At 72.4% G+C, this 25,288-nt stretch carries 29 protein-coding genes; 21 read left to right on the top strand and 8 right to left on the bottom strand.

The genetic code is table 11. The annotated features are described in order from the left end of the window. Positions 1 to 74: 74 nt before the first annotated feature. On the top strand, positions 75 to 233 hold the full coding sequence (locus ABT324_RS24865) for a CG2302 family histidine operon protein (RefSeq protein ID WP_351182240.1): 159 nt from the start codon (positions 75 to 77) through the stop codon (positions 231 to 233). Positions 234 to 299: 66 nt separating this feature from the next. Here ABT324_RS24865 and ABT324_RS24860 read toward each other — a convergent pair whose 3' ends face one another. Beyond that, positions 300 to 1,649, bottom strand: a complete 1,350-nt coding sequence (locus ABT324_RS24860; RefSeq protein ID WP_351182237.1) for a cation:dicarboxylate symporter family transporter — start codon at positions 1,647 to 1,649, stop codon at positions 300 to 302. A gap of 345 nt (positions 1,650 to 1,994) precedes the next feature. Between ABT324_RS24860 and ABT324_RS24855 the strand changes: the two genes are divergently transcribed. After that, entirely contained in the window at positions 1,995 to 3,614 is a 1,620-nt protein-coding gene (locus tag ABT324_RS24855) for a sensor histidine kinase (protein WP_351182234.1), read from the top strand. Next, positions 3,611 to 4,291: a response regulator gene (locus ABT324_RS24850; RefSeq protein ID WP_351182231.1), complete on the top strand. Its 681-nt coding sequence runs from the start codon at positions 3,611 to 3,613 to the stop codon at positions 4,289 to 4,291. The genes ABT324_RS24855 and ABT324_RS24850 overlap by 4 nt, the downstream gene beginning before the upstream one ends. Position 4,292: 1 nt before the next feature. On the opposite strand, the gene soxR is transcribed toward ABT324_RS24850, so the two are convergent. Next, positions 4,293 to 4,739, bottom strand: coding sequence for a redox-sensitive transcriptional activator SoxR (gene soxR / locus ABT324_RS24845; protein WP_502949789.1), 447 nt, complete (start codon positions 4,737 to 4,739; stop codon positions 4,293 to 4,295). A gap of 106 nt (positions 4,740 to 4,845) precedes the next feature. Between soxR and ABT324_RS24840 the strand changes: the two genes are divergently transcribed. From ABT324_RS24840 to hisI, 9 genes are all read left to right on the top strand, one after another. Continuing rightward, positions 4,846 to 5,541 carry a thiamine pyrophosphate-binding protein gene (locus ABT324_RS24840; protein ID WP_351182225.1) on the top strand — a complete coding sequence of 232 codons (696 nt, stop codon included), beginning with the start codon at positions 4,846 to 4,848 and terminating at the stop codon, positions 5,539 to 5,541. Further along, entirely contained in the window at positions 5,541 to 6,458 is a 918-nt protein-coding gene (locus ABT324_RS24835; protein ID WP_351182222.1) for a transketolase family protein, read from the top strand. The genes ABT324_RS24840 and ABT324_RS24835 overlap by 1 nt, the downstream gene beginning before the upstream one ends. Beyond that, a complete protein-coding gene (locus tag ABT324_RS24830; RefSeq protein ID WP_351182219.1) occupies positions 6,455 to 6,847 on the top strand; it encodes a PPOX class F420-dependent oxidoreductase in 393 nt (130 codons plus the stop codon). Before ABT324_RS24835 ends, ABT324_RS24830 begins: the two co-directional genes overlap by 4 nt. Before the next feature lie 25 nt (positions 6,848 to 6,872). Continuing rightward, the gene (gene hisH / locus ABT324_RS24825; protein WP_351182216.1) at positions 6,873 to 7,502 is read left to right on the top strand and encodes an imidazole glycerol phosphate synthase subunit HisH; all 630 of its coding nucleotides are present in this window, start codon (positions 6,873 to 6,875) and stop codon (positions 7,500 to 7,502) included. Beyond that, positions 7,499 to 7,699, top strand: a complete 201-nt coding sequence (locus tag ABT324_RS24820; protein ID WP_351182213.1) for a hypothetical protein — start codon at positions 7,499 to 7,501, stop codon at positions 7,697 to 7,699. The genes hisH and ABT324_RS24820 overlap by 4 nt, the downstream gene beginning before the upstream one ends. Before the next feature lie 53 nt (positions 7,700 to 7,752). Further along, positions 7,753 to 8,484: a bifunctional 1-(5-phosphoribosyl)-5-((5-phosphoribosylamino)methylideneamino)imidazole-4-carboxamide isomerase/phosphoribosylanthranilate isomerase PriA gene (gene priA, locus ABT324_RS24815; RefSeq protein WP_351182210.1), complete on the top strand. Its 732-nt coding sequence runs from the start codon at positions 7,753 to 7,755 to the stop codon at positions 8,482 to 8,484. A 171-nt stretch (positions 8,485 to 8,655) separates the two neighbouring features. After that, positions 8,656 to 10,122: an alpha/beta hydrolase gene (locus tag ABT324_RS24810; RefSeq protein ID WP_351182207.1), complete on the top strand. Its 1,467-nt coding sequence runs from the start codon at positions 8,656 to 8,658 to the stop codon at positions 10,120 to 10,122. 56 nt (positions 10,123 to 10,178) lie between these two features. After that, positions 10,179 to 10,952 carry an imidazole glycerol phosphate synthase subunit HisF gene (hisF, locus tag ABT324_RS24805; RefSeq protein WP_351182204.1) on the top strand — a complete coding sequence of 258 codons (774 nt, stop codon included), beginning with the start codon at positions 10,179 to 10,181 and terminating at the stop codon, positions 10,950 to 10,952. Further along, positions 10,949 to 11,287, top strand: a complete 339-nt coding sequence (hisI, locus tag ABT324_RS24800; RefSeq protein ID WP_351182201.1) for a phosphoribosyl-AMP cyclohydrolase — start codon at positions 10,949 to 10,951, stop codon at positions 11,285 to 11,287. Before hisF ends, hisI begins: the two co-directional genes overlap by 4 nt. A 180-nt stretch (positions 11,288 to 11,467) precedes the next feature. Here the strand turns inward: hisI and ABT324_RS24795 are convergent, their stop codons facing one another. Further along, positions 11,468 to 12,079 carry a TetR/AcrR family transcriptional regulator gene (locus ABT324_RS24795; protein WP_351182198.1) on the bottom strand — a complete coding sequence of 204 codons (612 nt, stop codon included), beginning with the start codon at positions 12,077 to 12,079 and terminating at the stop codon, positions 11,468 to 11,470. An 88-nt stretch (positions 12,080 to 12,167) separates the two neighbouring features. Between ABT324_RS24795 and ABT324_RS24790 the strand changes: the two genes are divergently transcribed. The 6 genes from ABT324_RS24790 to lgt all read left to right on the top strand — a co-directional run bounded on the left by ABT324_RS24790 (position 12,168) and on the right by lgt (position 18,781). Continuing rightward, positions 12,168 to 13,745: an anthranilate synthase component I gene (locus ABT324_RS24790; protein WP_351182195.1), complete on the top strand. Its 1,578-nt coding sequence runs from the start codon at positions 12,168 to 12,170 to the stop codon at positions 13,743 to 13,745. Continuing rightward, complete coding sequence (locus ABT324_RS24785; protein WP_351182192.1) at positions 13,723 to 14,325, top strand: Trp biosynthesis-associated membrane protein; 603 nt, start codon at positions 13,723 to 13,725, stop codon at positions 14,323 to 14,325. Before ABT324_RS24790 ends, ABT324_RS24785 begins: the two co-directional genes overlap by 23 nt. Before the next feature lie 278 nt (positions 14,326 to 14,603). Further along, the gene (gene trpC, locus ABT324_RS24780; protein WP_351182189.1) at positions 14,604 to 15,416 is read left to right on the top strand and encodes an indole-3-glycerol phosphate synthase TrpC; all 813 of its coding nucleotides are present in this window, start codon (positions 14,604 to 14,606) and stop codon (positions 15,414 to 15,416) included. A 38-nt stretch (positions 15,417 to 15,454) separates the two neighbouring features. Further along, positions 15,455 to 16,723: a tryptophan synthase subunit beta gene (trpB, locus tag ABT324_RS24775; RefSeq protein ID WP_351182186.1), complete on the top strand. Its 1,269-nt coding sequence runs from the start codon at positions 15,455 to 15,457 to the stop codon at positions 16,721 to 16,723. Further along, complete coding sequence (trpA, locus tag ABT324_RS24770; protein WP_351182183.1) at positions 16,720 to 17,514, top strand: tryptophan synthase subunit alpha; 795 nt, start codon at positions 16,720 to 16,722, stop codon at positions 17,512 to 17,514. Before trpB ends, trpA begins: the two co-directional genes overlap by 4 nt. Before the next feature lie 217 nt (positions 17,515 to 17,731). Then, on the top strand, positions 17,732 to 18,781 hold the full coding sequence (gene lgt, locus ABT324_RS24765) for a prolipoprotein diacylglyceryl transferase (protein ID WP_351182180.1): 1,050 nt from the start codon (positions 17,732 to 17,734) through the stop codon (positions 18,779 to 18,781). Here lgt and ABT324_RS24760 read toward each other — a convergent pair. Beyond that, complete coding sequence (locus ABT324_RS24760; RefSeq protein ID WP_351182177.1) at positions 18,778 to 19,533, bottom strand: IclR family transcriptional regulator; 756 nt, start codon at positions 19,531 to 19,533, stop codon at positions 18,778 to 18,780. The two genes, lgt and ABT324_RS24760, sit on opposite strands and share 4 nt — an antisense overlap. 79 nt (positions 19,534 to 19,612) lie before the next feature. On the opposite strand from ABT324_RS24760, the gene asnB reads away from it, so the two are divergent. Beyond that, positions 19,613 to 21,106 carry an asparagine synthase (glutamine-hydrolyzing) gene (gene asnB, locus ABT324_RS24755; protein ID WP_351182174.1) on the top strand — a complete coding sequence of 498 codons (1,494 nt, stop codon included), beginning with the start codon at positions 19,613 to 19,615 and terminating at the stop codon, positions 21,104 to 21,106. A gap of 5 nt (positions 21,107 to 21,111) precedes the next feature. Here asnB and ABT324_RS24750 read toward each other — a convergent pair whose 3' ends face one another. Further along, on the bottom strand, positions 21,112 to 21,453 hold the full coding sequence (locus ABT324_RS24750) for a helix-turn-helix transcriptional regulator (RefSeq protein ID WP_351182171.1): 342 nt from the start codon (positions 21,451 to 21,453) through the stop codon (positions 21,112 to 21,114). Positions 21,454 to 21,581: 128 nt separating this feature from the next. Here ABT324_RS24750 and ABT324_RS24745 point away from each other — a divergent pair, with 128 nt between their 5' ends. Further along, complete coding sequence (locus ABT324_RS24745; protein ID WP_351182168.1) at positions 21,582 to 21,779, top strand: hypothetical protein; 198 nt, start codon at positions 21,582 to 21,584, stop codon at positions 21,777 to 21,779. After that, the gene (locus ABT324_RS24740) at positions 21,770 to 22,183 is read left to right on the top strand and encodes a PIN domain nuclease (RefSeq protein ID WP_351182165.1); all 414 of its coding nucleotides are present in this window, start codon (positions 21,770 to 21,772) and stop codon (positions 22,181 to 22,183) included. The genes ABT324_RS24745 and ABT324_RS24740 overlap by 10 nt, the downstream gene beginning before the upstream one ends. Here ABT324_RS24740 and ABT324_RS24735 read toward each other — a convergent pair whose 3' ends face one another. The 3 genes from ABT324_RS24735 to ABT324_RS24725 are packed head-to-tail and all read right to left on the bottom strand — an operon-like array spanning position 22,184 to position 24,926. Then, positions 22,184 to 22,957, bottom strand: a complete 774-nt coding sequence (locus ABT324_RS24735; RefSeq protein WP_351182162.1) for an ABC transporter ATP-binding protein — start codon at positions 22,955 to 22,957, stop codon at positions 22,184 to 22,186. After that, positions 22,954 to 23,979 carry a FecCD family ABC transporter permease gene (locus tag ABT324_RS24730; protein ID WP_351182159.1) on the bottom strand — a complete coding sequence of 342 codons (1,026 nt, stop codon included), beginning with the start codon at positions 23,977 to 23,979 and terminating at the stop codon, positions 22,954 to 22,956. Before ABT324_RS24730 ends, ABT324_RS24735 begins: the two co-directional genes overlap by 4 nt. Further along, positions 23,976 to 24,926 (bottom strand): ABC transporter substrate-binding protein, encoded by a 951-nt coding sequence (locus tag ABT324_RS24725; protein WP_351182156.1) that lies wholly within the window; start codon positions 24,924 to 24,926, stop codon positions 23,976 to 23,978. Before ABT324_RS24725 ends, ABT324_RS24730 begins: the two co-directional genes overlap by 4 nt. Positions 24,927 to 25,288: the final 362 nt, after the last annotated feature.

Below are 25,288 nucleotides of genomic sequence, written 5' to 3'. Positions count from 1 at the left end.
CGTGAGCGTCGGTGGTCGCCCTGGCCACCATCGCCGCTCACGACCGCGGAACCGGCCCCGGTACGCTGCCGGGCATGGGCGATGTCCTCCCGATCATCCTGCTCGCGCTGGCGGGCTTCCTCGTCGGTGGCGTCTACGCGACGTGGAAGACCGCGCGCGGCTTCTCGATCATGCTCGCCGTCGCCGCCGTCATGGCCGTCGTCGGCGGCATCGGCTGGATGGTCTACGGCTGAATCCGCCCCCGCGAACGGTGGAGGGCCCCTCCGGGCTGGTGGCTCGGAGGGGCCCTTCGGTCGTGGTCAGCTCTTGGTGGCCGCCTTGTCGGGTTCGGGTTGCGGGCCGTCGTCGTCCACGAAGGACTGCTCGTTGAACGGGCTCTCGCCGGTGAAGACCTGCTTCATCTGGTCCCGGTCGATCTCCTTGGTCCAGGCGCCGATGAGGACCGTGGCCACCGCGTTGCCCGCGAAGTTGGTCAGCGCGCGGGCCTCGGACATGAAGCGGTCGATGCCGACGATCAGGCCGACGCCGTCGAGCAGCTCCGGGCGGTGCGACTGCAGGCCACCGGCCAGCGTCGCCAGGCCCGCACCGCTGACCCCGGCCGCGCCCTTCGAGGCGACCATCATGAACAGCAGCAGGCCCACCTGCTCGCCCACCGAGAGCGGGTCGCCCAGGGCGCTGGCGATGAACAGCGAGGCCATCGTCAGGTAGATCATGGTGCCGTCCAGGTTGAACGAGTAGCCGGTCGGCACCGTGATGCCCACCACCGGCTTGCTCACCCCGAGGTGCTCCATCTTCGCGATCAGCCGCGGCAGCGCCGCCTCCGACGACGAGGTGGACACGATCAGCAGGAACTCGCGGCCCAGGTAGCGCAGCAGCGAGAAGATGTTGACCCGCGCGAACATCCACAGCATCGGGCCCAGCACCAGGAAGATGAACAGCAGGCAGGTCGTGTAGAAGCCGACCATGATGATGGCCAAGCCCTTGAGCGCCTCCACGCCGGTCGCGCCGACCACCGCCGCGATGGCGCCGAACGCGCCGACCGGGGCCGCCCACATCACCATCGCCAGCATCTTGAACACCAGGCGCTGGATGTGCTCGATGCCGCGCAGGACCGGGGCGCCCTTGTCGCCCAGCGCCTGCAGCGCGAAACCGGCCAGCAGCGCGACCAGCAGGGTCTGCAGCACCTGGCCCTCGGTCAGCGAGGACAGCAGGCTCTTCGGGATGATGCCGAGCAGGAACTCCGTGGTGCTCTGCGCTTCCTTGCCGGCCTGCTCCGCGCCCTGGCCGCGGATCTCGTCGCTGATCTGCAGGCCCTCGCCGGGGTGCAGCACGTTGCCGACCAGCATGCCGATGACCAGGGCGACCACCGACATCACCATGAAGTAGCCGAGGGCGAGGCCACCGACCTTGCCGACCTTCGCGGCCTGCCGGACGCCACCCACGCCCAGCACGATGGTGCAGAAGATGACCGGCGAGATCATCATCTTGATCAGGTCGACGAAACCGGTGCCCAGCGGCTTGAGGGCCTTGCCGAGGTCGGGGGCCAGGAATCCGACGGCGATACCGGCCAGCACGGCGACGATCACCGCGATGTAGAGGTAGTGCGTCCGGTCCCGGCGACGTGGTGCCGCAGCGTCTTCGCTTGCCACTGTTGCGCTCCTAGCCTGGGCGAACCGGGTCATACTCGGGGCCCACCCGTGGCCCAGGTCACGGTGTGGTCGGGAAGAGACTATCTGCGCCGGGCAACGCCAACGTCACGCTTGTGTTCATTGTGTTCACAAATGTCGCGGTGCCCGGAGCGGTCAATCGGCGGCGGACCGGCGCTTCCCGGACCGGGCGGGCAGACCGGATGCAGCGGAGGCGTCGGCTTTCCGACCGGATCACGCGCCCGCCGCCCGGCGCTTCCCACGCCGACCGGCAGTCGGCTGGATTTCCGCAGGTCGGGCGTGGTGTAACCTCCGGAGGTCCGCACTGCAGCCGTCCCCGGAACCGCCATGCCCACCACCGATGCGCGCAACTGGTCCGGCCGCGTCCGACCACGTTGGAGCCTGGCCCGCCAGCTGTTCGTGCTGCAGGTCGTCGTGGTGGCCGTCGTGGTGCTCGCCGGTACCGCGCTGGCCTGGTACGACGCGCGGCAGCGCACCGAGGACGCGGCCCGCGACGAGGTCGTGGCGGTGGCCCGCACCCTGGCGGCGCAACCGGACGTCCGGGAGGCCCTGGTCTCGGCCAACCCGAGCGCGGCGCTGCAACCGCTGGCCGAACGGGTGCGCGCCGACACCGGCGTCGACTTCATCACGATCATGTCCCCGCAGGGCATCCGCCACACCCACCCCGACCCGGCGCGCATCGGGCAGCCGTTCCTGGGGCACATCGAGCAGGCGGTCGCCGGGCAGGTCTTCACCGAGATCTTCCCCGGCACGCTCGGCTTCTCGGTGCGCGCCGTGGTGCCGGTGCACGACGACGGGCACCGGCTGGTCGGGCTGGTCTCCGACGGCATCACCGTGCGGTCGATCTCGGCGGAGCTGGAGCAGCAGGTCGGTGTGCTGGTGCTGGTCGCGGCCGGGGCGCTGCTGCTGGGTGGGCTGCTGACCTACCTGGTCAGCGCGCGGCTGCGCCGCCACACGCACGGCCTGCGGCCAGCCGAGCTCAGCCGCATGTACGAGTACCACGACGCGATCCTGCACGCGGTCCGCGAGGGGCTGCTGCTGGTCTCGCCGACCGGCCGGGTGACGCTGTGCAACGACGGCGCCGGGCTGCTGCTGGGGGTGGACCCGCGGGCCGTCGAGGGGCAGCGGGTGTCCGACCTGGGGCTGCCGGAGTCCCTGGTGGACAGCCTCGGCTCGGGGCGGGCCGTGCGCGACGAGGTGCACCTGACCGACGAGCGGGTGCTGCTGGTCAACGCTTCGCAGATCCGCAGCGGCGGCCGCGACCTGGGCACCGTGGTGACGCTGCGGGACCACACCGAGCTGCAGGCGTTGAGCGGGGAGCTGGACTCCATGCGCGGCTTCGCCGAGTCGCTGCGCTCCCAAGCGCACGAGTCGGCCAACCGCCTGCACACCGTGGTGTCGCTGGTCGAGCTCGGCCGCGCCGACGAGGCCGTCGCGTTCGCCACCGCCGAGCTGGAGCTCGCCCAGCAGCTCACCGACCGCGTCGTCGGGGCAGTCGGGGAGCCGGTGCTGGCCGCGGTCCTGCTGGGCAAGAGCGCCGAGGCGGGCGAGCGCGGGGTGGAGGTCGTGCTCACCGACGACACCGAGATCGACGACGTCGACCTGGCGCATGTCGGCTCGCGGGACCTGGTGACGATCCTCGGCAACCTCGTCGACAACGCGGTGGAGGCCGCGCTGGAGCGCCCGCACCCGCGGGTGTCGGTCACCGTCCGGTCCACTTCGGACGGGGTGCTGGTCCGGGTCGCCGACAACGGGCCCGGGGTCGACCCCGCCACGGCGCAGCGGCTGTTCGAGCGCGGCTGGTCGACGAAGGAGGCGGGGCGCGGCCTCGGGCTCGCGCTGGTCGGGCAGAGCGTGCGCCGCCACCGCGGCAGCATCGAGGTGACCAGCGACGGCGGCGCGGTGTTCACCGTGCGGCTGCCGTCCGGATCGGACGTGGCGCGGTGATCACGGTGCTCGTGGTGGAGGACGATCCGCTGGTGGGCGAGGCGCACGAGGCCTACGTCAACCGCGTCGACGGCTTCGCGGTGGCCGGGCGGGTCCGCACCGGGCAGGCGGCCCTGCGCTTCGTCGAGCGGACCCCGGTGGACCTGGTCCTGCTCGACCTGCGCCTGCCCGACATGGACGGCCTGCAGGTGGCGCGGGCCCTGCGCACCGCGGGCAGCGACGCCGACGTGATCGCGGTGACCTCGGCCCGCGAGCTGAAGGTGGTCCGGGCCGCGGTCTCCAGCGGGGTGGTCCAGTACCTGCTGAAGCCCTTCACCTTCGCGGCGATGCGCGAGAAGTTGGAGCACTACGCGAAGTTCCGCACCAGCCTCGGCCACGACCGCGAGGTCAGCGGGCAGGCGGAGATCGATCGGGCCTTCGCCGCCCTGCGCGGGGTGGACCGCGCGGCCCTGCCGAAGGGCATGGGTGGCGAAACCCTGGCCGCCGTGGTCGCCGCCCTGCGCGCCGCCCCGGAAGGAGCCCCGGCGGGCACCATCGGGGAGTCCGCCGGGGTCTCCCGGGTGACGGCCCGCCGCTACCTCGAGTACCTGGTGGACAAGGGCGTGGTCGAGCGCCGCCCCTCCTACGGGGGCGTGGGCCGCCCGGAGATGACCTACCGCTGGACCGGCGAAGACTGACTCAGCCGAGCTTGCGGTCCGCGGCGGGGCGCAGCAGCGGGGCACCGGGGCCGAGCTCGGCCAGCTTGTCGTCGGCGTTGTGCAGGCCGCAGGTACGCAGCGACAGGCAGCCGCACCCGATGCAGCCGGTCAGCCGGTCGCGGAGGCGCTGCAGGCCGTCGATGCGGGCGTCCAGCTCGTCCCGCCAGCGGCGGGACAGCCGCGCCCAGTCCGCCTTGGTGGGGGCGTGGTCCTCGGGGAGCGTGGCGAGCGCTTCCGAGATCTGCTCCAGGCTCAGGCCGACGCGCTGCGCGGAGCGGATGAACGCCAGGCGGCGCAGGACCGCGCGGTCGTAGCGGCGCTGGTTCCCGGAGGTCCGGGTGCTGGAGATCAGCCCGCGGTCCTCGTAGAAGCGCAGCGCGGTCTGCGCGACGCCGCTGCGGTGGGCGACCTCACCGATGGTCAGCATCTTCGGTAGCTTCGACACGCCCGCCAGGCTAGCCGAAGAAACCTGGAGCTTGGTGCAGGTATTGGTGCTTGACTTCCAGTTAACTCGAAGTTCCATCCTGGTCCGCATGACGATCTCGACAACGCTCGGCTACGCCGACCTCCGGCCGCTGATGAGCGCCATGACGGGCGACGAGAAGCACGACGTCGCCGCCACCTCCACCCTCGACGCGCTGTGGGTGCTCTACGACCAGGTCCTCTCGGTCGACCCGCAGCGCACCGACGACCCGGACCGGGACCGCTTCCTGCTGTCCAAGGGCCACGGCCCGATGGCCTACTACGCGGTGCTGGCCGCCAAGGGCTTCCTGGACCCGACGGAACTGCCCACCTTCGGCGAGTTCGACTCCCGGCTCGGCTTCCACCCCGACCGCGTGCTGGCTCCCGGTGTGGAGATCGGCAGCGGCTCCCTCGGGCACGGCCTGCCCCTCGGGCTCGGCGTGGCGCTGGGCCTGCGCGCCCAGGGCCGAGAGGAGCCGCGGGTCGTCGTGCTGGTCGGCGACGCCGAGCTCGACGAGGGCAGCAACCACGAGGCCATCCAGGTCGCGGGCCGCTGGGGGCTGGACCAGCTGACCGCCGTGGTGGTGGACAACCGCTCCTCCAGCACCGGCTGGCCCGGCGGCATCGCCGAGCGCTTCGCCCGCGAGGGCTGGGCCGCGCGCACCGTCAACGGCCGCGACCACGGCGAACTCCGCCGAGCCCTCACCAGTGCCCACCCGGACCGCCCGCTCGCGGTGGTCGCCGAAGTCGAATCCGAGGAGTCGTGATGAGCGCCCCGACCACCACCATGCGCGAGCAGTTCGTGCGGACCACCACCGAAGCCCTCGACACCGACCCGCGGGTGGCCGTCGTGCTCGCGGAGATCTCCGCGGACCGGTTCGCCGACGCCGCGCAGCGGCACCCGCACCGCGTGCTCAACGTCGGCATCCGCGAGCAGGCCATGGTCGGCGTTGGCGGCGGGCTGGCGCTGAGCGGGCTGCGACCGGTGGTGCACACGATCACGCCGTTCCTCGTCGAGCGGCCCTTCGAGCAGCTCAAGCTCGACATCAGCCACCAGGGCGTCGGCGCGGTCGTGGTCAGCACCGGGGCCTCCTACGACTACCCGTCGGCGGGGCGCACGCACATGGCGCCCGGCGACGTCGCGCTGATCGACACCCTGCCCGGCTGGACCGTGCACGTCCCCGGGCACCCGGCCGAGGTCGACGCGCTGCTGCGCTCGGCACTGCCCGGTGACGACCCCGTCTACCTGCGGCTGTCCGAGCGGGTCAACACCGAACCACTGGTGACCGGCCCGGGCTGGCACACCGTGCGCAGCGGCAGCCGGGGAGTGGTGCTGGCCGTCGGTCCGGTGCTCGACCCGGTGCTGGCTGCCACCGCCGCGCTCGACGTGACCGTGCTGTACACGGCCACCATCCGCCCCTTCGACGCAGCCGGGCTGCGCGCGGCCGTGCACGCGGCCAGCTCCGACGTGGTGCTGGTCGAGCCGTACCTGCGCGGCACATCGACGCACGAGGTCAACGACGCGCTCGCCGACATCCCGCACCGCACCCTCGCGCTGGGCGTCCGCCGCGACCGGGAACTGCGCGCCTACGGGACGGCTGACGAGCACGAAGCCGCGCACGGCCTGGGCCCCACCGCCATTGCCGAGTCCATCCGCGAGTTCCTGGACGGAGCGCTCCGATGACCTTCACCCCTGGCGAGATCGAGTACCTGCGGGGCCAGACCCTGGGGCGCCTGTGCACGCTTGGGCCGGACGGGGCGCCGCAGGTGCGACCGGTCGGCGTGCACCTGGGGCCGGACGGGACGATCGACGTCCCCGGCTACCACAACGCGAAGTCGCAGAAGTGGCGCAACGTGCTGCGCGATCCGCGTGTGTCGTTCGTGGTGGACGACATCGCCTCCCGCACCCCGTGGCGGGTCCGCGGCATCGAGATCCGCGGCGAAGCCGAAGCGCTGCTCGGAGTTGGCTCGACCGAGGGCGGCATGAGCGGCGACGTGATCCGCATCCGCCCGGTGCGGATCCTGTCCTGGGGCATCGACCAGGACCGCCTCGAAGCCCGCGACGTGGGCTGACCGCCCGCGCCGGTAGCCTGGGGACGTGGCACGAGTCGTCATCTTGGACTACGGATCAGGCAACCTCCGCTCCGCCGAACGCGCGCTGGAGCGCGTCGGCGCCGACGTCGAGGTGACCGCCGACCATCGTGCCGCGATGGAGGCCGACGGCCTGGTGGTCCCCGGCGTGGGCGCCTTCGCGGCGTGCATGGAGGGCCTGCTGGAGGTCGGCGGCGACAAGGTCATCGACCACCGGCTGGCGGGCGACCGCCCGGTGCTGGGCATCTGTGTGGGCATGCAGGTGCTGTTCGAGCAGGGCGTCGAGCACGGCATGCAGGCCAACGGCTGCGGTCAGTGGCCGGGCACCGTCGAGCGGCTGCAGGCCGACGTCCTGCCGCACATGGGCTGGAACGAGGTCGACGCCCCCGCGGACAGCGTGCTGTTCGCCGGGATGGAGCCGGGCACCCGGTTCTACTTCGTGCACTCCTTCGCCGTGCGCCGGTGGGAGCTGGAGCCCGGTGACTCGATCGCACCGCCGCGGGTGACCTGGGCCGAGCACGGCGAGCGGTTCGTCGCCGCGGTGGAGAACGGCCCGCTGATGGCGACCCAGTTCCACCCGGAGAAGTCCGGGGAGGCGGGCGCCCGGCTGCTGCGCAACTGGGTGGACAGCCTGTGACCCGCCGCCACGGCATGCTCAGCCAGCGGGCGGCCAAGCTGATCGCCACCGTGCTGGCGTTCGGGATGATCGCCGGGATCGGCGCGCCCTACCTGCTGCAGGCCGGCTTCCCGCTGTGGGTGGTGCTGCTGCTGGTGCTGGTCGTGCTCGCGGTACCGGTCGTGGCGGTCCTGAACTCGGAGCGCTCCCGCCGCTGAGCTGCGCGCCCGCCCGGTGCGGCGGTCGTGACCGGGGACAGTAGGGTTGGGGCGTGAGCTTCACGTTGCTTCCCGCAGTTGACGTTGCCGACGGGCAGGCCGTCCGCCTCGTGCAGGGCGCCGCCGGTTCCGAGACCTCCTACGGTGACCCGTTGGAGGCCGCGCTGGCCTGGCAGCGCGCGGGAGCGGAGTGGATCCACCTGGTCGACCTCGACGCGGCGTTCGGCCGCGGTTCCAACCGCGAACTGCTGGCCGAGGTGACCGGCAAGCTCGACGTCCGGGTGGAGCTCTCCGGTGGCATCCGCGACGACGCCTCGCTGGAGGCGGCGCTGGCCACCGGCTGCGCGCGGGTCAACCTGGGCACCGCGGCGCTGGAGAACCCGGAGTGGGCGGACCGCGTGGTCGCCGAGTACGGCGAGCGGGTCGCGGTCGGCCTGGACGTGCGGATCACCGAGCAGGGCCACCGGCTGGCCGCCCGCGGTTGGACCAAGGACGGCGGCGACCTCTGGGAGGTGCTGGCGCGGCTGGACGCGGCTGGCTGCCGCCGCTACGTGGTCACCGACGTGAGCAAGGACGGCACCCTGCAGGGCCCGAACACCGAGCTGCTGCGCGAGGTCTGCGCCCGCACCGACGCGCCGGTGATCGCCTCCGGCGGGGTGTCCAGTGTGGACGACCTGGTGGCGCTGTCGGAGCTGGCCCCGGTCGGCCTGGAGGGCTCCATCGTCGGCAAGGCGCTGTACGCGCAGAACTTCACCCTCGAAGAGGCCCTCGCCGCCGTCCGCTGACGGCACCCGGACGCCTTCCCGGCTTCGCCCGGTTGGCGCAGCGCCCCTTGCTCCCGGCCGGCCGATCTCAGGGTTGGCCCGGGGAGGGAACCCGAGTCGCGGGTGGGCGCGCCCCACCAAGATCGCGATCGAGGTCCGAGACGCGGACCTCGATGGCGATCGGAGGTCTCCATGCGACGAGGGGCGAAATCCGCCCTCGGGGTGCTGTTAGCCGCTGGTGCGACGTTGGGCGCGGCCGTCCCGGTGGCCGCCGCGCCCGCTCTGGAGTGGCAGCCCTGCCCGGAGAACGCTGAGGTCCAGTGCGCGTCCGTGCCGGTGCCGCTGGACTGGGCGCAACCGGACGGCGAGCAGATCGAGGTGGCCGTGGCGCGCCGCCCGGCCGCTGACCCGGACCAGCGGATCGGCACCCTGGTCTACATGCCCGGTGGTCCGGGCGGCACCGGCGTCGACTCGCTGCTCAGCGGCACGCAGTTCTCCCCGGAGGTCAGCTCGCGGTTCGACGTGGTCAGCTACGACCCGCGCGGCTTCGGCCGCAGCAACCCGCTGCAGTGCGACACCGACCTGCTCACCAGCACACCGGACATCGTGCCGGGCGGGCCGGAGGGCTTCGAGGAGATCAAGCGCTACAACCGGGAAGTCGCCGCCGACTGCCGCGCCCGCACTGGTCCGATCATCGACCACATGGACGCGGTCAGCGTCGCCCGCGACATCGACGCGCTCCGGCAGGCGCTCGGCGAGGAGCAGCTCAGCCTGTACGGGATCTCCTACGGCACGCTGGTCGGGCAGATGTACGCGGAGAACTTCCCCGAGCGGGTCCGCGCGCTCGTCCTGGACAGCGTCATGGACCACAGCGTCAACGCCAGCGACTTCTACGCCACGGAAGCGGAGACGGCCGAAGACTCCTTCGCCGAGTTCGCGAAGTGGTGCGCCGAGGACGCGCAGTGCGCGCTGCACGGCGAGGACGTCGGCGCGGTGTTCGACGAGCTCTACAAGCGGGCTGAGAGCGGTGAACTGCACGCGCCGGGCGACCCCAGCACGCCGATCGGGCCGGTCGAGCTGAGCCGCACCGCGATGAGCCACTTCTACCAGCCGGACTGGAACCACTTGGGTGTTCAGCTCAAGGCGCTGCGCGACGGCCAGGCGGCGCCCACCGCGCTGGCCGTGCCCGAGGCCGTCCCGTACTCGGTGGCCGCGTTCTGCAGCGACTGGAACATCGACATCGACACCGCCGAGGAGTACGCCCAGGTGTGGCAGCGGCAGGCCGAGGCCGCGCCGCACATGCGGTTCAGCGTGGGCGGCGGGGTCGCTTGGGGCTGCGTCGACTGGCCCTCGCCGGTCCAGAACCCCCAGCACGTCCCGCAGATCCGCACCGAAGCGCCCATCCTGGTCGCCAACGCGCTGCACGACCCGGCCACCGGGTACAACTGGGCGACCACAGTGGACCAGCAGGTCGAGCAGGCCACGCTGCTGACCTACGACGGCTGGGGCCACGGCGTCTACGACCGCAGCGAGTGCACCACCTCGGCGGTCGACCGGTACCTCGTCGACGGCGTCGTCCCACCGGAGGGCACGCACTGCGCGGCGGTGCCGCCGACGGACAACCCGCCGATCAGGCCCCACGTCGGCTGGGACGGCTGAGCACGCGAGCTCGCCCCATCCGCCGCACCGCGCGGCCATGTCTCTACCCTGGGGACATGGCCGTTGCGGTGCGTGTGATCCCCTGCTTGGACGTCGACCAGGGGCGGGTCGTCAAAGGTGTCAACTTCACCAACCTCCGGGACGCGGGCGACCCCGTCGAGCTCGCCCGCGCCTACGACGCGGAGGGCGCCGACGAGCTGACCTTCCTGGACGTCACGGCCTCCTCCGGCAACCGGGAGACCACCTTCGACGTGGTCCGCCGTACCGCCGAGCAGGTGTTCATCCCGCTGACCGTCGGCGGCGGCGTGCGCAGCACCGAGGACATCAACCGGCTGCTGCGCGCCGGGGCGGACAAGGTCAGCCTCAACACCGCGGCGATCGCCCGGCCCGAGCTGCTCAGCGAGGCCTCGCAGCGCTTCGGCGCCCAGTGCGTGGTGCTGTCGGTGGACGCCCGCCGGGTGCCCGAGGGCGGGCAGCCGACCGCGTCCGGGTTCGAGGTCACCACGCACGGTGGTCGGCGCGGCACCGGGATCTGCGCGGTCGAGTGGGCGGCGAAGGGCCAGCAGCTCGGCGTCGGCGAGATCCTGCTGAACTCGATGGACGCCGACGGCACCAAGGCCGGGTTCGACCTGGAGATGATCCGCGCGGTGCGGGCGGTGGTGGACGTGCCGCTGATCGCCAGCGGCGGGGCCGGGGCCGTCGAGCACTTCGCGCCCGCGGTGCACGCCGGGGCCGACGCGGTGCTGGCCGCCAGCGTGTTCCACTTCGGGCAGCTGAAGATCCGCGACGTCAAGGACGCCATGCGCGCGGAAGGGATCACGGTGCGATGAGCCTGGACCCGGCGATCTCGGCTCGCCTCAAGCGCAACGCCGACGGGCTGGTCCCGGCGATCGCGCAGCAGCGCGGCACCGGCGAGGTGCTGATGATGGCGTGGATGGACGACGAGGCGCTGCACCGCACCCTCACCACCCGCCGCGCCACCTACTACTCCCGCAGCCGCCAGCAGTACTGGGTCAAGGGCGAGACCTCCGGCCACACCCAGCACGTCCACGAGGTCCGCCTGGACTGCGACGGCGACACGATCCTGCTGGTCGTCGACCAGCAGGGCGCGGCCTGCCACACCGGGGACCGCACCTGCTTCGACGCCGACGCCCTCCTCACCTGACCCGGCCCCGCGCCGTGCGTGCCACCCCCCCGGGTGATTCACAGTTTCAATTGAAACTGTGGTCCGGCGGTGTGTCGGGTGCGGACGTGCCGTGGGCGTGTCGGGGGCCCGCGCGCGTTCCCATGGGATCGGACGTGTGGTTCCCGCTGGGATCACACGAGTTTGGCGCCGGACATCCGCTCAGCCGAGGTCGCCGGTGAGGTAGCGCTGGAGGTTGGGGGCGATCGCCGCCACCACGGTGTCGTGGTCCGCCGAGGCCAGGGGCTCCAGGCGGACCACGTAGCGCGCCATGCCCAGGCCGACGACCTGGGACCCGCACAGCGCGCCGCGCAGCTCCGGCTGGTCCACGTCGAGGGCCCGGATCAGCTTCTCGAACATCACGTTCTGGATGAACTCCCGCAGCATCGCCACCGCGTCCTCGTTGGACGCGACGCTGCGCACCAGCGCCGCGAACTGGCCGCCCTCGGCGTTGTCCCACGCCGCGAGGAACCGCCGCAGCAGCCGCTCGGCCAGCTGTTCCCGGTCCCCGGCCAGCAGCTGCGGCACCACCTCCGCCGGGTTCACCGGGATGTGCACCGCGGCGGAGAACAACCCGGCCTTGCCACCGAACCAGTGGTTGACCATCGCCGGGTCGACCCCGGCCTGCGCTGCGATGGCGCGGACCGTCGCCGCGTCGTAGCCCTGCTCGGTGAACACCTCGCGGGCCGCCGCCAGCAGCGCGGCCTTGGTGTCGACGCCGCTGGGGCGCCGCCCGCGCCGCTTGGGCTCGGTGCCGTTCGTTGCACTGCTCACCCGCTCATCCTGGCCGCAGCGGCGGCGCGGGGGCAAAGCGGTCGGAGGGCGCGCGCGGGCCTGAAGGGGTGCGCGGCACAATGACGACATGGTCGGCGACGGTGATATCGGCTCAATCAGTCCCGGGCGCGAGGAGTTCCGCGCGCTCGCCGCGGACCGCCGGGTGATCCCGGTGGTGCGGCGGTTGCTCGCGGACGACGAGACCCCGCTCGGGGTGTACCGCAAGCTCGCCGGGGACCGCCCCGGGACGTTCCTGTTCGAATCCGCGGAGAACGGGCGTTCCTGGTCGCGATGGTCCTTCGTCGGGGCCCGCAGCGCCGCCGCGCTGACCGTCCGCGACGGCCAGGCGCACTGGACGGGCACCCCGCCCGTCGGTCTGCCCAGCGGCGGTGACCCGCTGGAGGCGCTGCGCGAGACGGTCCGCCTGCTGCGGACCGACCCGCTGCCGGGGCTGCCGCCGCTGACCGGCGGCATGGTCGGCTACCTCGGCTACGACGCGGTGCGCCGGTTGGAGCGGCTGCCCAACCTCACCGAGGACGACCTGCGGATCCCCGAGCTGGTGATGCTGCTGGCCACCGACCTCGCTGCGCTGGACCACCACGAGGGCACCATCACCCTGATCGCCAACGCGGTGAACTGGGACGACAGCCCGGAGCGGGTGGACGCGGCCTACGACGACGCGGTGCGCCGGTTGGACGAGATGACCGAGCAGCTGTGCACGCCGTCGGCGCCCACGGTGGCCACCTTCTCCCGGCCCGCCCCGCAGTTCGTCCGCCGCCGCCAGCCCGCGGAGCACCACGCGGCGGTGGAGAAGGCGAAGGAGGCGATCCGCGCGGGCGAGGCGTTCCAGGTGGTGGTCTCCCAGCGCTTCGAGCTGACCACCAGCGCCGACGCGCTGGACATCTACCGCGTCCTGCGCACCACCAACCCCAGCCCGTACATGTACCTGCTGCGGTTGGAGTCGCCGGACGGCGGCACCCCGTTCGACATCGTCGGCTCCAGCCCGGAGTCGCTGGTGACGGTGCGCGACGGCCAGGCCACCACGCACCCGATCGCCGGGACCCGCTGGCGCGGCGCGGACGAGGACGAGGACTCGCTGCTGGAGAAGGAGCTGCTCAACGACGACAAGGAGCGCGCCGAGCACCTGATGCTCGTCGACCTCGGCCGCAACGACCTGGGGCGGGTCTGCAAGCCGGGTTCGGTGCACGTCGTCGACTTCTTCCGCATCGAGCGCTACAGCCACGTGATGCACATCGTGTCGACCGTCACCGGGCAGCTCGCCGAGGGCCGGACGGCCTTCGACGCGGTCGCGGCCTGCTTCCCGGCGGGCACCCTGTCCGGGGCGCCCAAGCCGCGCGCGCTGGAGCTGATCGAGGAGTTGGAGCCGACGCGCCGCGCCCAGTACGGCGGGGTGGTCGGCTACCTGGACTTCGCCGGCGACGCCGACACCGCGATCGCGATCCGCACCGCGCTGGTCCGCGACGGCACGGCGTACGTGCAGGCCGGTGGCGGGATCGTGGCGGACTCGGACCCGGTCGCGGAGGACCAGGAGTGCCTCAACAAGGCGCGCGCGGTGCTGAACGCGGTCGCGACGGCGGAGACGTTGTCCCGGCCGCGCGGTGAGCAGGTGACGGAGGAGCGGGTTGACCACCGAGCCGGGATCTGAGCCGAGCCGGTCCCGCGGCCTGTTGTGGCTGGTCTTGCTGCTGGCGCTGGCCGCTGCCGGGACGCTGTGGGGCGCCAGCGCGCTGGTCTGGGCCGAGCAGCTGTTCCGCGGCTCGTTCGGCAACGAGGCCCTGGTCGGGCTGACGGGTGCGGACCTGCGCCCGGAGCTCGTGCCGATGGCGCTGGCGTCGCTGGCCGCCGTGGCCGCGGTGCTGGCCACCGGCGGCTGGTTGCGGCGGCTGGTGGGCCTGCTGGTGGTCGTCGCGGGTGCTGCGCTGGCGTGGCGGGCGGTGCAGGCGTTCACCGGCTTGCCGGTGACGAGCGCACCGGGCGCGCCGCCGGGCAGCGCCCCGGTCGGTGCGGTCGTCGCGCAGCCGTACGGGCCGTTGTTGGTGCTGGTGGGTTCGGTGCTGCTGGTGCTGGCTGGGCTGCTGGTGCTGCTCCGGGCCGGGCGCATGCCGGCGATGGGCGCGAAGTATTCCGCCCCCGCGACGGCCAAGCAGAAATCCCACGATCCGGACAGACAGATGTGGCAGGACCTGGACGCCGGTCGGGACCCGACCGACGACCAGGATCGCTGAATTTATTTCAAGTTTCTCGCGAGGTCGGAAAACCCAGTTCGGCACGGTTCCGAACGGCCGCGCCAGCTGCGCACAAGGGCCGAAGGTCCTTGCTGCGCTGGGACGTTCCGGACACCCCTTGGTGGGCCGGACCCCGGGCGAGGTTTAGCATCGGCCATGCGACGGCACGGCGGGAAGGGGAGTGTCGTGATCGAGCGCAATGAGTTCAACTGCGCATCCAACTCGTGGAACGAGGACTTGCGGGTGGCTGTTCGGGGCAGGGCCGGCGAGGTGTTCGCGTGACCGTTCTGGAATCAATCATCGAGGGCGTTCGCGAAGACCTGGCAGTCCGCGAATCCGCGATTCCGTTCGACGAGATCAAGCAGCTGTCGGCAGCGGCACCGCCGCCGCACGACGTGCTCGCCGCGCTGCGGGCCCCCGGAGTGGGTGTCATCGCGGAGGTCAAGCGGCGCAGCCCGTCCAAGGGCGACCTGGCTGAGATCGGCGAACCGGCCGAGCTGGCCGCCGACTACGCCGCCGCCGGGGCACGCGTGATCAGCGTCCTCACCGAGGGGCGCCGGTTCGGCGGGTCGCTGGCCGACTTCGACGCGGTGCGCGCCCGGGTCACCGGCACGCCGCTGCTGCGCAAGGACTTCATCATCAGCCCGTACCAGGTGCACGAGGCCCGCGCGCACGGCGCCGACATGGTGCTGCTGATCGTCTCGGCGCTGGAGCAGAACGCCCTGGAAGCGCTGCTGGACCGGGTCGAGTCCCTGGGCATGACCGCGCTGGTCGAGGTGCACACCGCGGAGGAGGCCGACCGCGCGCTCGAGGCAGGGGCGAAAGTAATTGGCATCAACGCCCGCAACCTGCATACGCTCGAGGTGGACCGCGACGTGTTCGGCCGGATCGCGCCGGGACTCCCGCAGGACGTCCTCAAGATCGCCGAGTCAGGCGTGCGCGGCCCCAGCGACCTGATGGCCTACGCGGGATCGGGCGCGGACGCGGTACTGGTCGGCGAGGGCCTGGTGACCAGCGACAATCCCAAGACGGCCGTCACCCAGCTGGTGACCGCCGGGTCCCACCCCGCATGTCCGCGGCCGAGTCGGTGACCGGGCGCGCGGGGTCGGCGGAGCACAGGAGGTAGGCAATGACCGTGGGGGCGGACACCGCACGCGCGCACCGGCAGGGCAGGGCCGTGCCGGAAGGGCACGACCCGGACGAGCGCGGCCACTTCGGGGACTACGGCGGCCGGTTCATGCCGGAGGCGTTGATCGCGGCGCAGGACGAGCTCGCCGCCGAGTACGCCAAGGCGCAGCGCGACCCCCAGTACCTCGCCGAGCTCGACGACCTGCTGCGCAACTACGCGGGGCGCCCGTCGCTGCTGACCGAGGCCAAGCGGTTCGCCGAGCACGCGTGTGGTGCGCGGATCCTGCTCAAGCGGGAGGACCTCAACCACACCGGCTCGCACAAGATCAACAACGTGCTGGGCCAGGCGCTGCTGGTCAAGCGGATGGGCAAGCGCCGGGTCATCGCCGAGACCGGTGCCGGGCAGCACGGCGTGGCCACCGCCACCGCCTGCGCGCTGCTCGGCCTCGAGTGCGTGATCTACATGGGCAAGGTCGACACCGAGCGGCAGGCCCTCAACGTGGCGCGGATGCGGCTGCTGGGCGCGGAGGTCATCCCGGTCAGCACCGGTTCGGCGACCCTCAAGGACGCCATCAACGAGGCGCTGCGGGACTGGGTCGCCAACGTCGACCACACCCACTACCTGCTGGGCACCGCCGCGGGCGCGCACCCGTTCCCGATGATGGTCCGCAACTTCCACCGGGTGATCGGGGACGAGGCCCGCGAGCAGGTGCTGGAGCTGACCGGTCGGCTGCCCGACGCGGTCGCGGCCTGCGTCGGCGGCGGCTCCAACGCCATCGGCATCTTCCACGGCTTCATCGACGACCCGGGCGTGCGGCTGGTCGGCTTCGAACCGGCCGGGCACGGCATCGAGTCCGGCGAGCACGGCGCGACCCTCAGCGAGGGCATCCCGGGCACGCTGCACGGCGCCCGCTCCTACCTGCTGCAGGACGACGACGGGCAGGTCACCGAGGCCTACTCGATCTCGGCCGGGCTGGACTACCCGGGCGTCGGGCCGGAGCACTCGTACCTGAAGGACACCGGCCGCGCCGAGTACCGGTCGGTGACCGACGACGAGGCGATGCAGGCCTTCCAGCTGCTGTCCCGGACCGAGGGCATCATCCCGGCGATCGAGTCCGCACACGCGCTGGCCGGGGCGCTGGAACTCGGCAAGGAGCTCGGCCCGGAGGCCGTCATCGTGGTCAGCCTCTCCGGCCGGGGCGACAAGGACATGGACACCGCGGCGAAGTACTTCGGGCTCGTCGACGAGGCTCAGGAGGGTGCGCGGTGAGCCTGCGCGAGGTTTTCCAGACCTGCCGGGAGGAGCAGCGCGCCGCGCTGATCGGGTACCTGCCCGCCGGGTACCCGACGGTGGCGGGGTCCAAGGAGCTGTTCCGGGCGATGCTGCCGGGCGCCGACGGCTCAGCCGGGTGCGACGTCGTCGAGGTCGGCATCCCGTTCTCCGACCCGGTGATGGACGGCCCCACCATCCAGGCGGCCAGCGACCAGGCGCTGCGCGCGGGCTTCCGGCTGCGCGACGTCTTCGACGTGGTCTCCTCGATCGCCGAGTCCGGGGGCAACGCCGTGGTGATGACCTACTGGAACCCGGTGCACCGCTACGGCCCGAGCGCCTTCGCCCGCGACCTCAAGGCGGCCGGTGGGCTCGGCGTGATCACCCCGGACCTGATCCCGGACGAGGGCGAGGACTGGATCGCCGCCACCGACGAGCACGGCCTGGACCGGATCTTCCTGGTCGCCCCGTCCTCCACGGAGGAGCGGCTGGCCCTGACCGCGAAGGCCTCCAGCGGGTTCATCTACGCGACGTCGGTGATGGGCGTGACCGGCGCCCGCGAGAGCGTCGGCTCCGCGGCGGCGGGCCTGGTCCAGCGCACCCGCGCGCACACGGACCTGCCGATCGGCGTGGGCCTCGGGGTCCGCTCCGGCGAGCAGGCGGCCGAGGTCGCCTCCTTCGCGGACGGCGTGATCGTCGGCTCGGCCTTCGTGACCCGGGCCGAGCAGGACGGTGCCGAAGGGGTCCGCGAGCTCACCGAGGAACTGGCCCGAGGCGTCCGCAGCCGCTGAAGCCGGGCTCGGCGCTGCGGGCCTCGACCCTGAACCTGTCGACGCGACTTCCATTGGAGTTGGATGTCCAATTCCAGTGGAAAGCGCGCACCGTTCAACCGAACGGGTGAGGGTGGTGCGCTGATCGCCCGAGCCGGGCGCCCGGGCCCGAGTTCCGCCCACACCGCTGATCGGGGGCCGCGCACCCCGCGCGGGCGCGCCCGATACCGTTAGCGCTGTGAGTGCCCCGGTAGCCGCCACGGCGAATTCGTTCCTGGCCACCATCCCGAGCCCGCCGCAAGGGGTCTGGTACATCGGCCCAGTCCCGCTGCGCGCCTACGCGCTGTGCATCATCGCGGGCATCGTCGCCGCGGTCTGGATCGGCAGCCGGCGCTGGGTCGCGCGCGGAGGCACCGACGGCATGGTCATCGACATCGCGGTGTTCGCGGTGCCGTTCGGCCTGGTCGGCGGGCGGCTCTACCACGTGGCCACGGACTGGCACAAGTACTTCGGCCCGGACCGCAACCCGCTCGACGCGTTCAAGATCTGGGAAGGCGGCCTGGGCATCTGGGGCGCCGTCGCGCTCGGCGCGGTGGGCGCCTGGATCGGCTGCCGCCGACGGGGCGTACCGCTCGCCGCCTTCGCCGACGCCGTCGCGCCCGGCATCGTCCTGGCACAAGCCATCGGCCGCCTCGGCAACTGGTTCAACCAGGAGCTCTACGGCGCCGAGACCACCGTGCCGTGGGGCCTGGAGATCTACCGGCGCGTCGACCCGGCCACCGGCCTCAACGACCCGATCGGCGGGGTCGCCATCGACTCCAGCCCGATGTTCGTCGTGCACCCGACGTTCCTCTACGAGCTGCTGTGGAACCTGCTGGTCTTCGCCGTGGTCATCTGGGCCGACCGCAAGTTCCGCATGGGCCACGGCCGGGTCTTCGCGCTCTACGTCGCGGGCTACACCCTCGGCCGGTTGTGGATCGAGATGATGCGCACCGACGACGCCACCCTCCTCTTCGGCGTCCGCATCAACGTCTTCACCTCACTGATCGTCTTCGCCGGCGCGGTGCTGTACCTGGTGATCGTCCGAGCCGGGCGCGAAGACTCGGAGCTGCTGGTGGGCAAGCCGCTGCCGGGCGAAGCCCCGGCGGAGCCGGCGAAGCCGGAGGCGGAGCAGCCGGAGCCCGACGAGCCGAAGGCAGCCGAGGCGGAAGCCGAGGACGCCGGAGGCGGCAGCGGCTCGCAGGCGCGCAGCGCCGAGAGCGCGAACGGCGAGAAGGACGGCCGCTAGGCGGCGCCGAGCGCATGGGAGAGCCGCGAAGCGGCGTCGACCACCGCGGCCGCGGTGCGGTCGAGGTCGTCCGGCGGTAGCCGGAAGACCGGGGCGGAGACGTTGAGCGCGGCGGCGGTCGCGCCGCGGAAGTCGCGGACCGGGGCCGCGACGGCGACCAGGCCCGGCTCGGATTCCTCGGCCGCGACGCTGTAGCCCGCGCGCTGCTCGGCGCGCAGGCGCGCGCGGATCTCGTCCGGGGTCCGGGGCGCTCGTTCGGTGCCTGGCAGCCTGTCCGGTTGGGCGTTGAGGATGGCGTCGACCTCGTCGTCGGGGCGGCCGGAGAGCAGGGCTCTGCCGCTGGCCGTGCAGTTGAGCGGGGAGAGCCTGCCGATCCACTCGTTGGCCTGGAGCGCTCGTCCTGGGCGTTCGGCCAGCACTGTCACGGCGGCGTTGCCGCTGAGCACCGTCAAGTACGCCGCTTCGCCCGTGGTGCGCATCAGGCCACGCGCCACGGGCGACGCCTGCTGCAGCAGGCGGCTCTCGCTGGCCGCTCCGGCGAGCGCGAACAGCTGCCAGCCCAGCCGGTACTCGAGCGTTTCCGGGTCGCGTTCGACGAAGCCGCCTTCGGCCAGCACCTTCAGCGTGCGCGAGACCTGCGTCTTCTCCTTGCCCAGCGCTTCGGCGACCGACTGCACCCGCAGCGGTCCGGGGCCCAGTGCGCGCAGCACGTCCAGGGCTCGTTGGACGCTGCTCAATCCTTCGGCGGTCACCACCTCATTGTCGACCAGCGCGTGCGCATGGAGCAACTGAGGTTGTTTCAGGCGCCCACCGTTCCTACGGTCGAGCTCCATGTGTGGAATCGCCGCTGTGCACCATCCGACGTCCGTGCCGACCGCCGCGGGGCAGCCGATGCTCGACGCGATCGAGCACCGCGGCCCGGACGGCCGGGACCACCGGCAGGTCGGCGGGTACGCGTGGCTCGGGCACGTCCGGCTGTCGATCGTCGACCTCGACGGCGGGCGCCAGCCGCTCGCCGGGCCGGGCGGGTGGTCCCTGGTCTGCAACGGGGAGATCTACAACCACGCCGAACTGCGCGACGAGCTCGGCGAGCAGGACTTCCGGACCGCCTCCGACAGCGAGTCCGCGCTGGTGCTCCTGGCTCGGTTCGGGCCCGCCGCGCTGGGCCGGTTGCAGGGCATGTGGGCGCTGTGCGCGGCCGCGCCGGACGGCCGGTTCGTCGCCGCTCGGGACCGGCTCGGCATCAAGCCGCTGTACTGGGCCGAGGTCGGAGGAACCCGGTACTTCGCCTCCGAGCTGCGGGCGTTCCCGACCGAGGTGCAGGCGGCCGTCGAGACCTTCCCACCCGGGTGCTCCTGGACACCGGAGACCGGGCTCGTCCGGTTCGCCGACCCGGTGCCGGAGGTGCTGCCGGACCGGGCCGGGCTGCCCGCCGAGATCGCCGAGAAGATGACCCGCGAGGTGCTGGTCGACTCCGTCCGGCGGCACCTGATGGCCGACGTCGAGGTCGGGGTGTTCCTCTCCGGCGGTCTGGACTCCAGCATCGTCGCCGCCATCGCGGCGGAGGAGCGCGCCGCGGTCGGGCAGCGGCTGAAGACCTTCGCGGTCGGCACCGCCGACTCGCCGGACCTGCGGGCCGCCCGCGCCGCCGCGGAACACCTCGGGACCGAGCACCTTGAAGCGGTCTTCGACGCCGATCGCGCGATCGCCGCGCTCGACGCGGTGGTGGCGTCCGTCGAGTCCTTCGACGCGAGCCTGATCCGCAGCGCGGTCCCCAACTGGTTCCTCGCCGAGCTGGCCGCCGGGCACGTCAAGGCGGTGCTGACCGGGGAAGGCGCGGACGAGCTGTTCGCCGGGTACGGCTACTACCACCGCTCGCACGCCACCGACCTGCCGGGTGAGCTCGCCCGCACCCTCGGCGAGCTGCACGGCCTCAACCTGCAGCGCTGCGACCGCGTCACGATGGCGCACGGCCTGGAAGCCCGCGTGCCGTTCCTGGACGCCGACGTCATCGCGCACGCGATGTCCCTGCCACCCGAGCTGAAGGAGCTTGAGGACGGCGTGGAGAAGGCCCACCTGCGCCGCGCGTTCACCGGCTGGCTGCCCGACGAGCTGCTGTGGCGGCGCAAGTCCCAGTTCGGCACCGGCAGCGGCGCGCAGGACCTGCTCACCCCGCACTGGGAGTCGCGGGTGACCGACGTGGACCTGGCCACCACCGACGCCCCGGTCCGGAGCAAGGAGGAGCTGGCCTACCACCGGATCTTCCGCAACGCTCTCCCGGGCGTCCGCCCGGAAGCCGTCCTCACCCGCTTCGCCACCGCCTGACCGGCCTACTGGGCGCCGAAGGCCACCGCGTTGCCCTCGGCGCCCTCGCGGTCACCGGCGTGCGGCGAGGCCACCAGTTCCAGGCGGACGCCGACAGCTCGCCCGAGGCGGTCCAGCAGTTCGATGGTGGGCAGGCTGCCGCCGCCCTCCCACCGGGCCACCGAGGACTGCGTGGTGCCCATCCGCCGCGCGAGCTCGACCTGGGTGAGCCCGGCCTCGGTGCGCAGCCCGTGCACGAGCCGCGCCAGCGACAGGGCCAGCGAAGCTTCCGCGTGCGACCTGCCGTGTCCCTCCTGGTCGGTGATCGGATTCTCCCGCTTCACCTGATCGAGTCGTTCTTCCTGCATGTCCGCCATCATAGCTGGCATGCGATATAGCGCGCAGGGTATTGTCGCTGGTGTCGCCCCGGTTCGGAGTGGTCCCAACGTGAAATCGAGAGGTATATCCAGGGATGTCGACGTATATACTGACGGATGTGAAGCACCTGGTTGATGTGGACGAGGCTGCCCTTGCTGCGGCTCGGGAACAGCTGGGTACGAAGACGATCAAGGACACGATCAACGTCGCGTTGCGGCAGGTCAGCGGGATGAGCGCGCACGGCGACGATGTCGAGGCCGCGCTCGACGTCCTCGCAGGAATCGAGTTCGAGGACCGTGAGGCCGCGTGGCGCTGAGGTACCTCGCCGACACGAGCGTGCTGTCCCGGTTGGGGAAGGAGCCGGTGCGCAAGATCGTCGGCGAGCTGGCCCGGTCGCATGCCCTCGCCCGGTGCGCGGTGACGGATCTCGAGCTGGGGTACTCGGCACGCAACTCGGCGGAGTGGGACGCCATCCAACGCGCGGTCGCGGTGTGCCCGCTGATCGAGGTCGAGCACGCCGACTTCGTCCGCGCTCGCGGAGTCCAGCGCGCGTTGTCGGCGCAAGGGCTTCGCGGCCGGAAGATCCCGGATCTGCTGATCGCTGCGGTCGCCGAGCGGAGCTCGCTCACCGTGCTGCACCACGACCAGGACTACGAGTTGATCGCGGAGATGACCGGCCAGCCGGTGGAGTGGGTGGTGGAACGCGGTTCGATCGACTGATCAACCCCGGATCGGTGCGATGACGGGGGAGCCGTCGGGGGTGTGGAGGACGGTCACGCGGGCCGTGTAGCGCTCCTCCAGGGCTTCCGGGGTGAGGACCTCGGTGGGGGTGCCCTCGGCCGCCACCCGGCCGGAGTCCAGCAGCAGCAGGCGCTCGGCGTACTGCGCCGCCAGGGTCAGGTCGTGCAGCGTCGTGACCACGGTGGTGCCCAGCTCGCGGCGGAGCTCGTCGACCAGGTCGAGCAGGGCTTGCGCGTGCCCCACGTCCAGGCCGGTGGTCGGCTCGTCGAGCAGCAGCACCCCCGCCCGCTGGGCCAGGGCACGGGCCAGCACGGCGCGCTGCCGCTCGCCGCCGGAGAGCGTGGCCAGGGCTCGGTCGGCCAGCCGCTCGAGGTCGAGGCGGTCGAGCACGGTGCGCACGACCTCCAGGTCTCCCCGGCCTTCGCGGCCCAGCAGGCCGAGGTGCGGGGTGCGGCCGAGCAGCACGTAGTCGGTGACGGTCAGGCCGATGGGCAGCTGCGGGATCTGCGGTGCGTAGCCGATCGCGCGGGCACGCTCGCGGCGGCGCAGCTCGGCCAGCGGGCGACCGTCGACCAGCACCGCGCCCTCGTGGCGCACCAGCCCGGCGATGGCCTTGAGCAGCGTCGACTTGCCCGCGCCGTTCGGGCCGATGATGCCCAGCCAGCCACCGGCGTCCACCGCGGCCGACACCCCGGAGAGCACCGTGTCGCGCCGGTAGCTCGCCGACAGCTCGCGCACCTCCAGGCTGCTCATGCGCGCCTCCGGTGCAGCAGCAGGGCGAAGAACGGGGCTCCGGTGAACGCCGTGATCACGCCGATCGGGATCTCCGCCGGGGCCAGCAGGGTGCGGGCCAGCAGGTCGGCCAGCACCAGGAACGCGCCGCCGAGCAGCAGCGACATCGGCACGATGATCCGGAAGCTGCCGCCCATGCCCAGCCGCACCAGGTGCGGCACCACCAGCCCGACGAACCCGATCAGCCCCGCCGTCGACACCGCGGCCGCGGTGGCCAGCGACGCCGCCACCAGCACCAGGAACCGCACCCGCGCCGGGTGCACGCCGAGCGCGGCGGCCTCCTCGTCCCCGGTGCCCAGCAGGTCCAGCAGCCGCGCGCAGACGCACAGCACGACGGCGGAGAGCACCAGGTACGGCAGCACGATCAGCACTTCCCGCCACCCCGTGGTGGACAGTCGCCCGAGGATCCACATGTAGACCTGCTGCAACGACTCCACCCGCAGCTGCTGCACGAAGGTCTGCCCAGCGGTGAGGAACGCCCCGACCGCGACCCCAGCCAGCACCAGCGTGGTGGTCTCCCGGCCCGCCGAGCGCCCGACCAGCCAGGTCAGGCCGACCCCGCCCAGCGCGCCGGCGAAGGCGGCGGCCTGCACCGGCACGGACAGCGAGGCCTGCGGAGCGCCGGTGAGCACCACGGTGACCGCCAAGCCCGCGCCGGCCGCCGCGCCCAGCAGGTACGGATCGGCCAGCGGGTTGCGGAACACCCCCTGGAACGCCGCCCCGGACACCGCCAGCGCCGCGCCGACCAACGCCGCGAGCACCACCCGCGGCACCCGCAGGAACCAGAGGATGGCCGCTTCGCGCTCGGACAGCGGCGACTCGCCGCCGGTGAGCTGCGCGACGACCTCGGCGAGCACCCGCCGCCAACCCAGCTCGGCCGCGCCCAGCAGCACCGACAGCACCACGCTGGCCACCAGCACCGCCACCCCGATCACCAGGTGCCGGGGGCGCAGCTTGGTCTGCGGCAGGGCGCGCCCGGTCACCTCTGCTGGGCCTTGGTGATCCCGTCTGCGATGGCGCGCACCATCTCGGTCACCCGCGGGCCCCACCGGCTGGCGATGTCGTCGTCGAGCTCAACGACCAGGCCCTCGCGCACCGCGTCCAGCGTGCCCCAGCCGGGCCGGGCACCCACCGCGGCGCTGGTGATCTGGCAGCACTTGGTGTCGGCCAGGAAGATCAGGTCCGGGTTGGCCTGCAGGATGTGCTCCTCGGACAGCTGCGGGAAGCTGGTCTCCGCCGGGTCCGCGATGTTGTGCATGCCGAACAGGCTGTAGATGTTGCCCACGTAGCTCGCCGAGGTCGCGGTGTAGAAGTCCGGGCTGATCTCGTGGTAGTAGCTCAGCGGCTCGGCCGGCTTCGGGGTCTTGCGCACGATCTCGTCGATCTCGGCGCGCGTCCGGTTGACCAGGTCGGTGGCCTGCTGGGTGTGCCCGGTGGCCTGGCCCAGCACCTCGATCTGCCGGTAGGTCTCGTCCAGGTTCGCCGCCGCCGGGGTGAGTAGCGTCGGCACGTCGGCCGCCGCCAGGCCCTTGGCCAGCTCGGCGGCGCTGTCCGGGGCGATGACCAGGTCGGGTTCCTTCGCGGCGAGGGACGCGGCGTCGGCCTCGAACGCCGAGGGGACCTCCTCCTTGGCGCGCGTCGCCTCCACCGGGTAGTTGGACAGCTGGTCGACCGCGACGACCTGGTCCCCGGCGCCGATGGCGAAGAGCGTCTCGGTGGCGGTCGGGGACAGCGAGATGATCCGCTTCGGCTGCTGCGGCAGTGTCACCGGGGGTTGGCCGGGCAGTTCCACCTTGACCGGGAACGCCGATGCCGGGTCGTCGGCCGGGGCGGTGGTCTGGGAGTGGGGTCGGGTGGCGCACGCCGTGACCCCGATGAGCAGGGCCAGTGCGGCGAGCAGCAGGGTGGCGAGTCGGCGGAGCCCGGTCATGTCTTCCCTACGGTTTCGGCCGGTGCGTGCAGGGCGCGGCCGGGGGCGACCGGACACCGCACCCCTGCACCGGGGGTGGCGGACATCGACACCACGCGCAAGGCGACCTGGCTCGTGCCCGGTGCTGGACCGGGCCATCGCAGTTGCGGCACAGCACCGGGTTCGCACCGGTTTCGCTTGGCGCTGGCGTCCCGCGAGCACCCGCGGGCGGGTGCTCTGAGCTGGAAAGATATCAGGGACCGATCAAGGCGCCGAGCGGCTGCGGGGTGTCCTGGAGCACGGGGCTACCCGAGCGGCGACCCAGCGGCTAGATTTGGCGACGCATCGTGTTCACCGGAGCCCGGCGTGGACCGCGGCTCGCA

It is taken from the genome of Saccharopolyspora sp. NPDC000359 (genome assembly GCF_040300525.1).
Lineage (GTDB): Bacteria > Actinomycetota > Actinomycetes > Mycobacteriales > Pseudonocardiaceae > Saccharopolyspora.
This window is presented reverse-complemented; position numbering and strand designations above follow the sequence as displayed.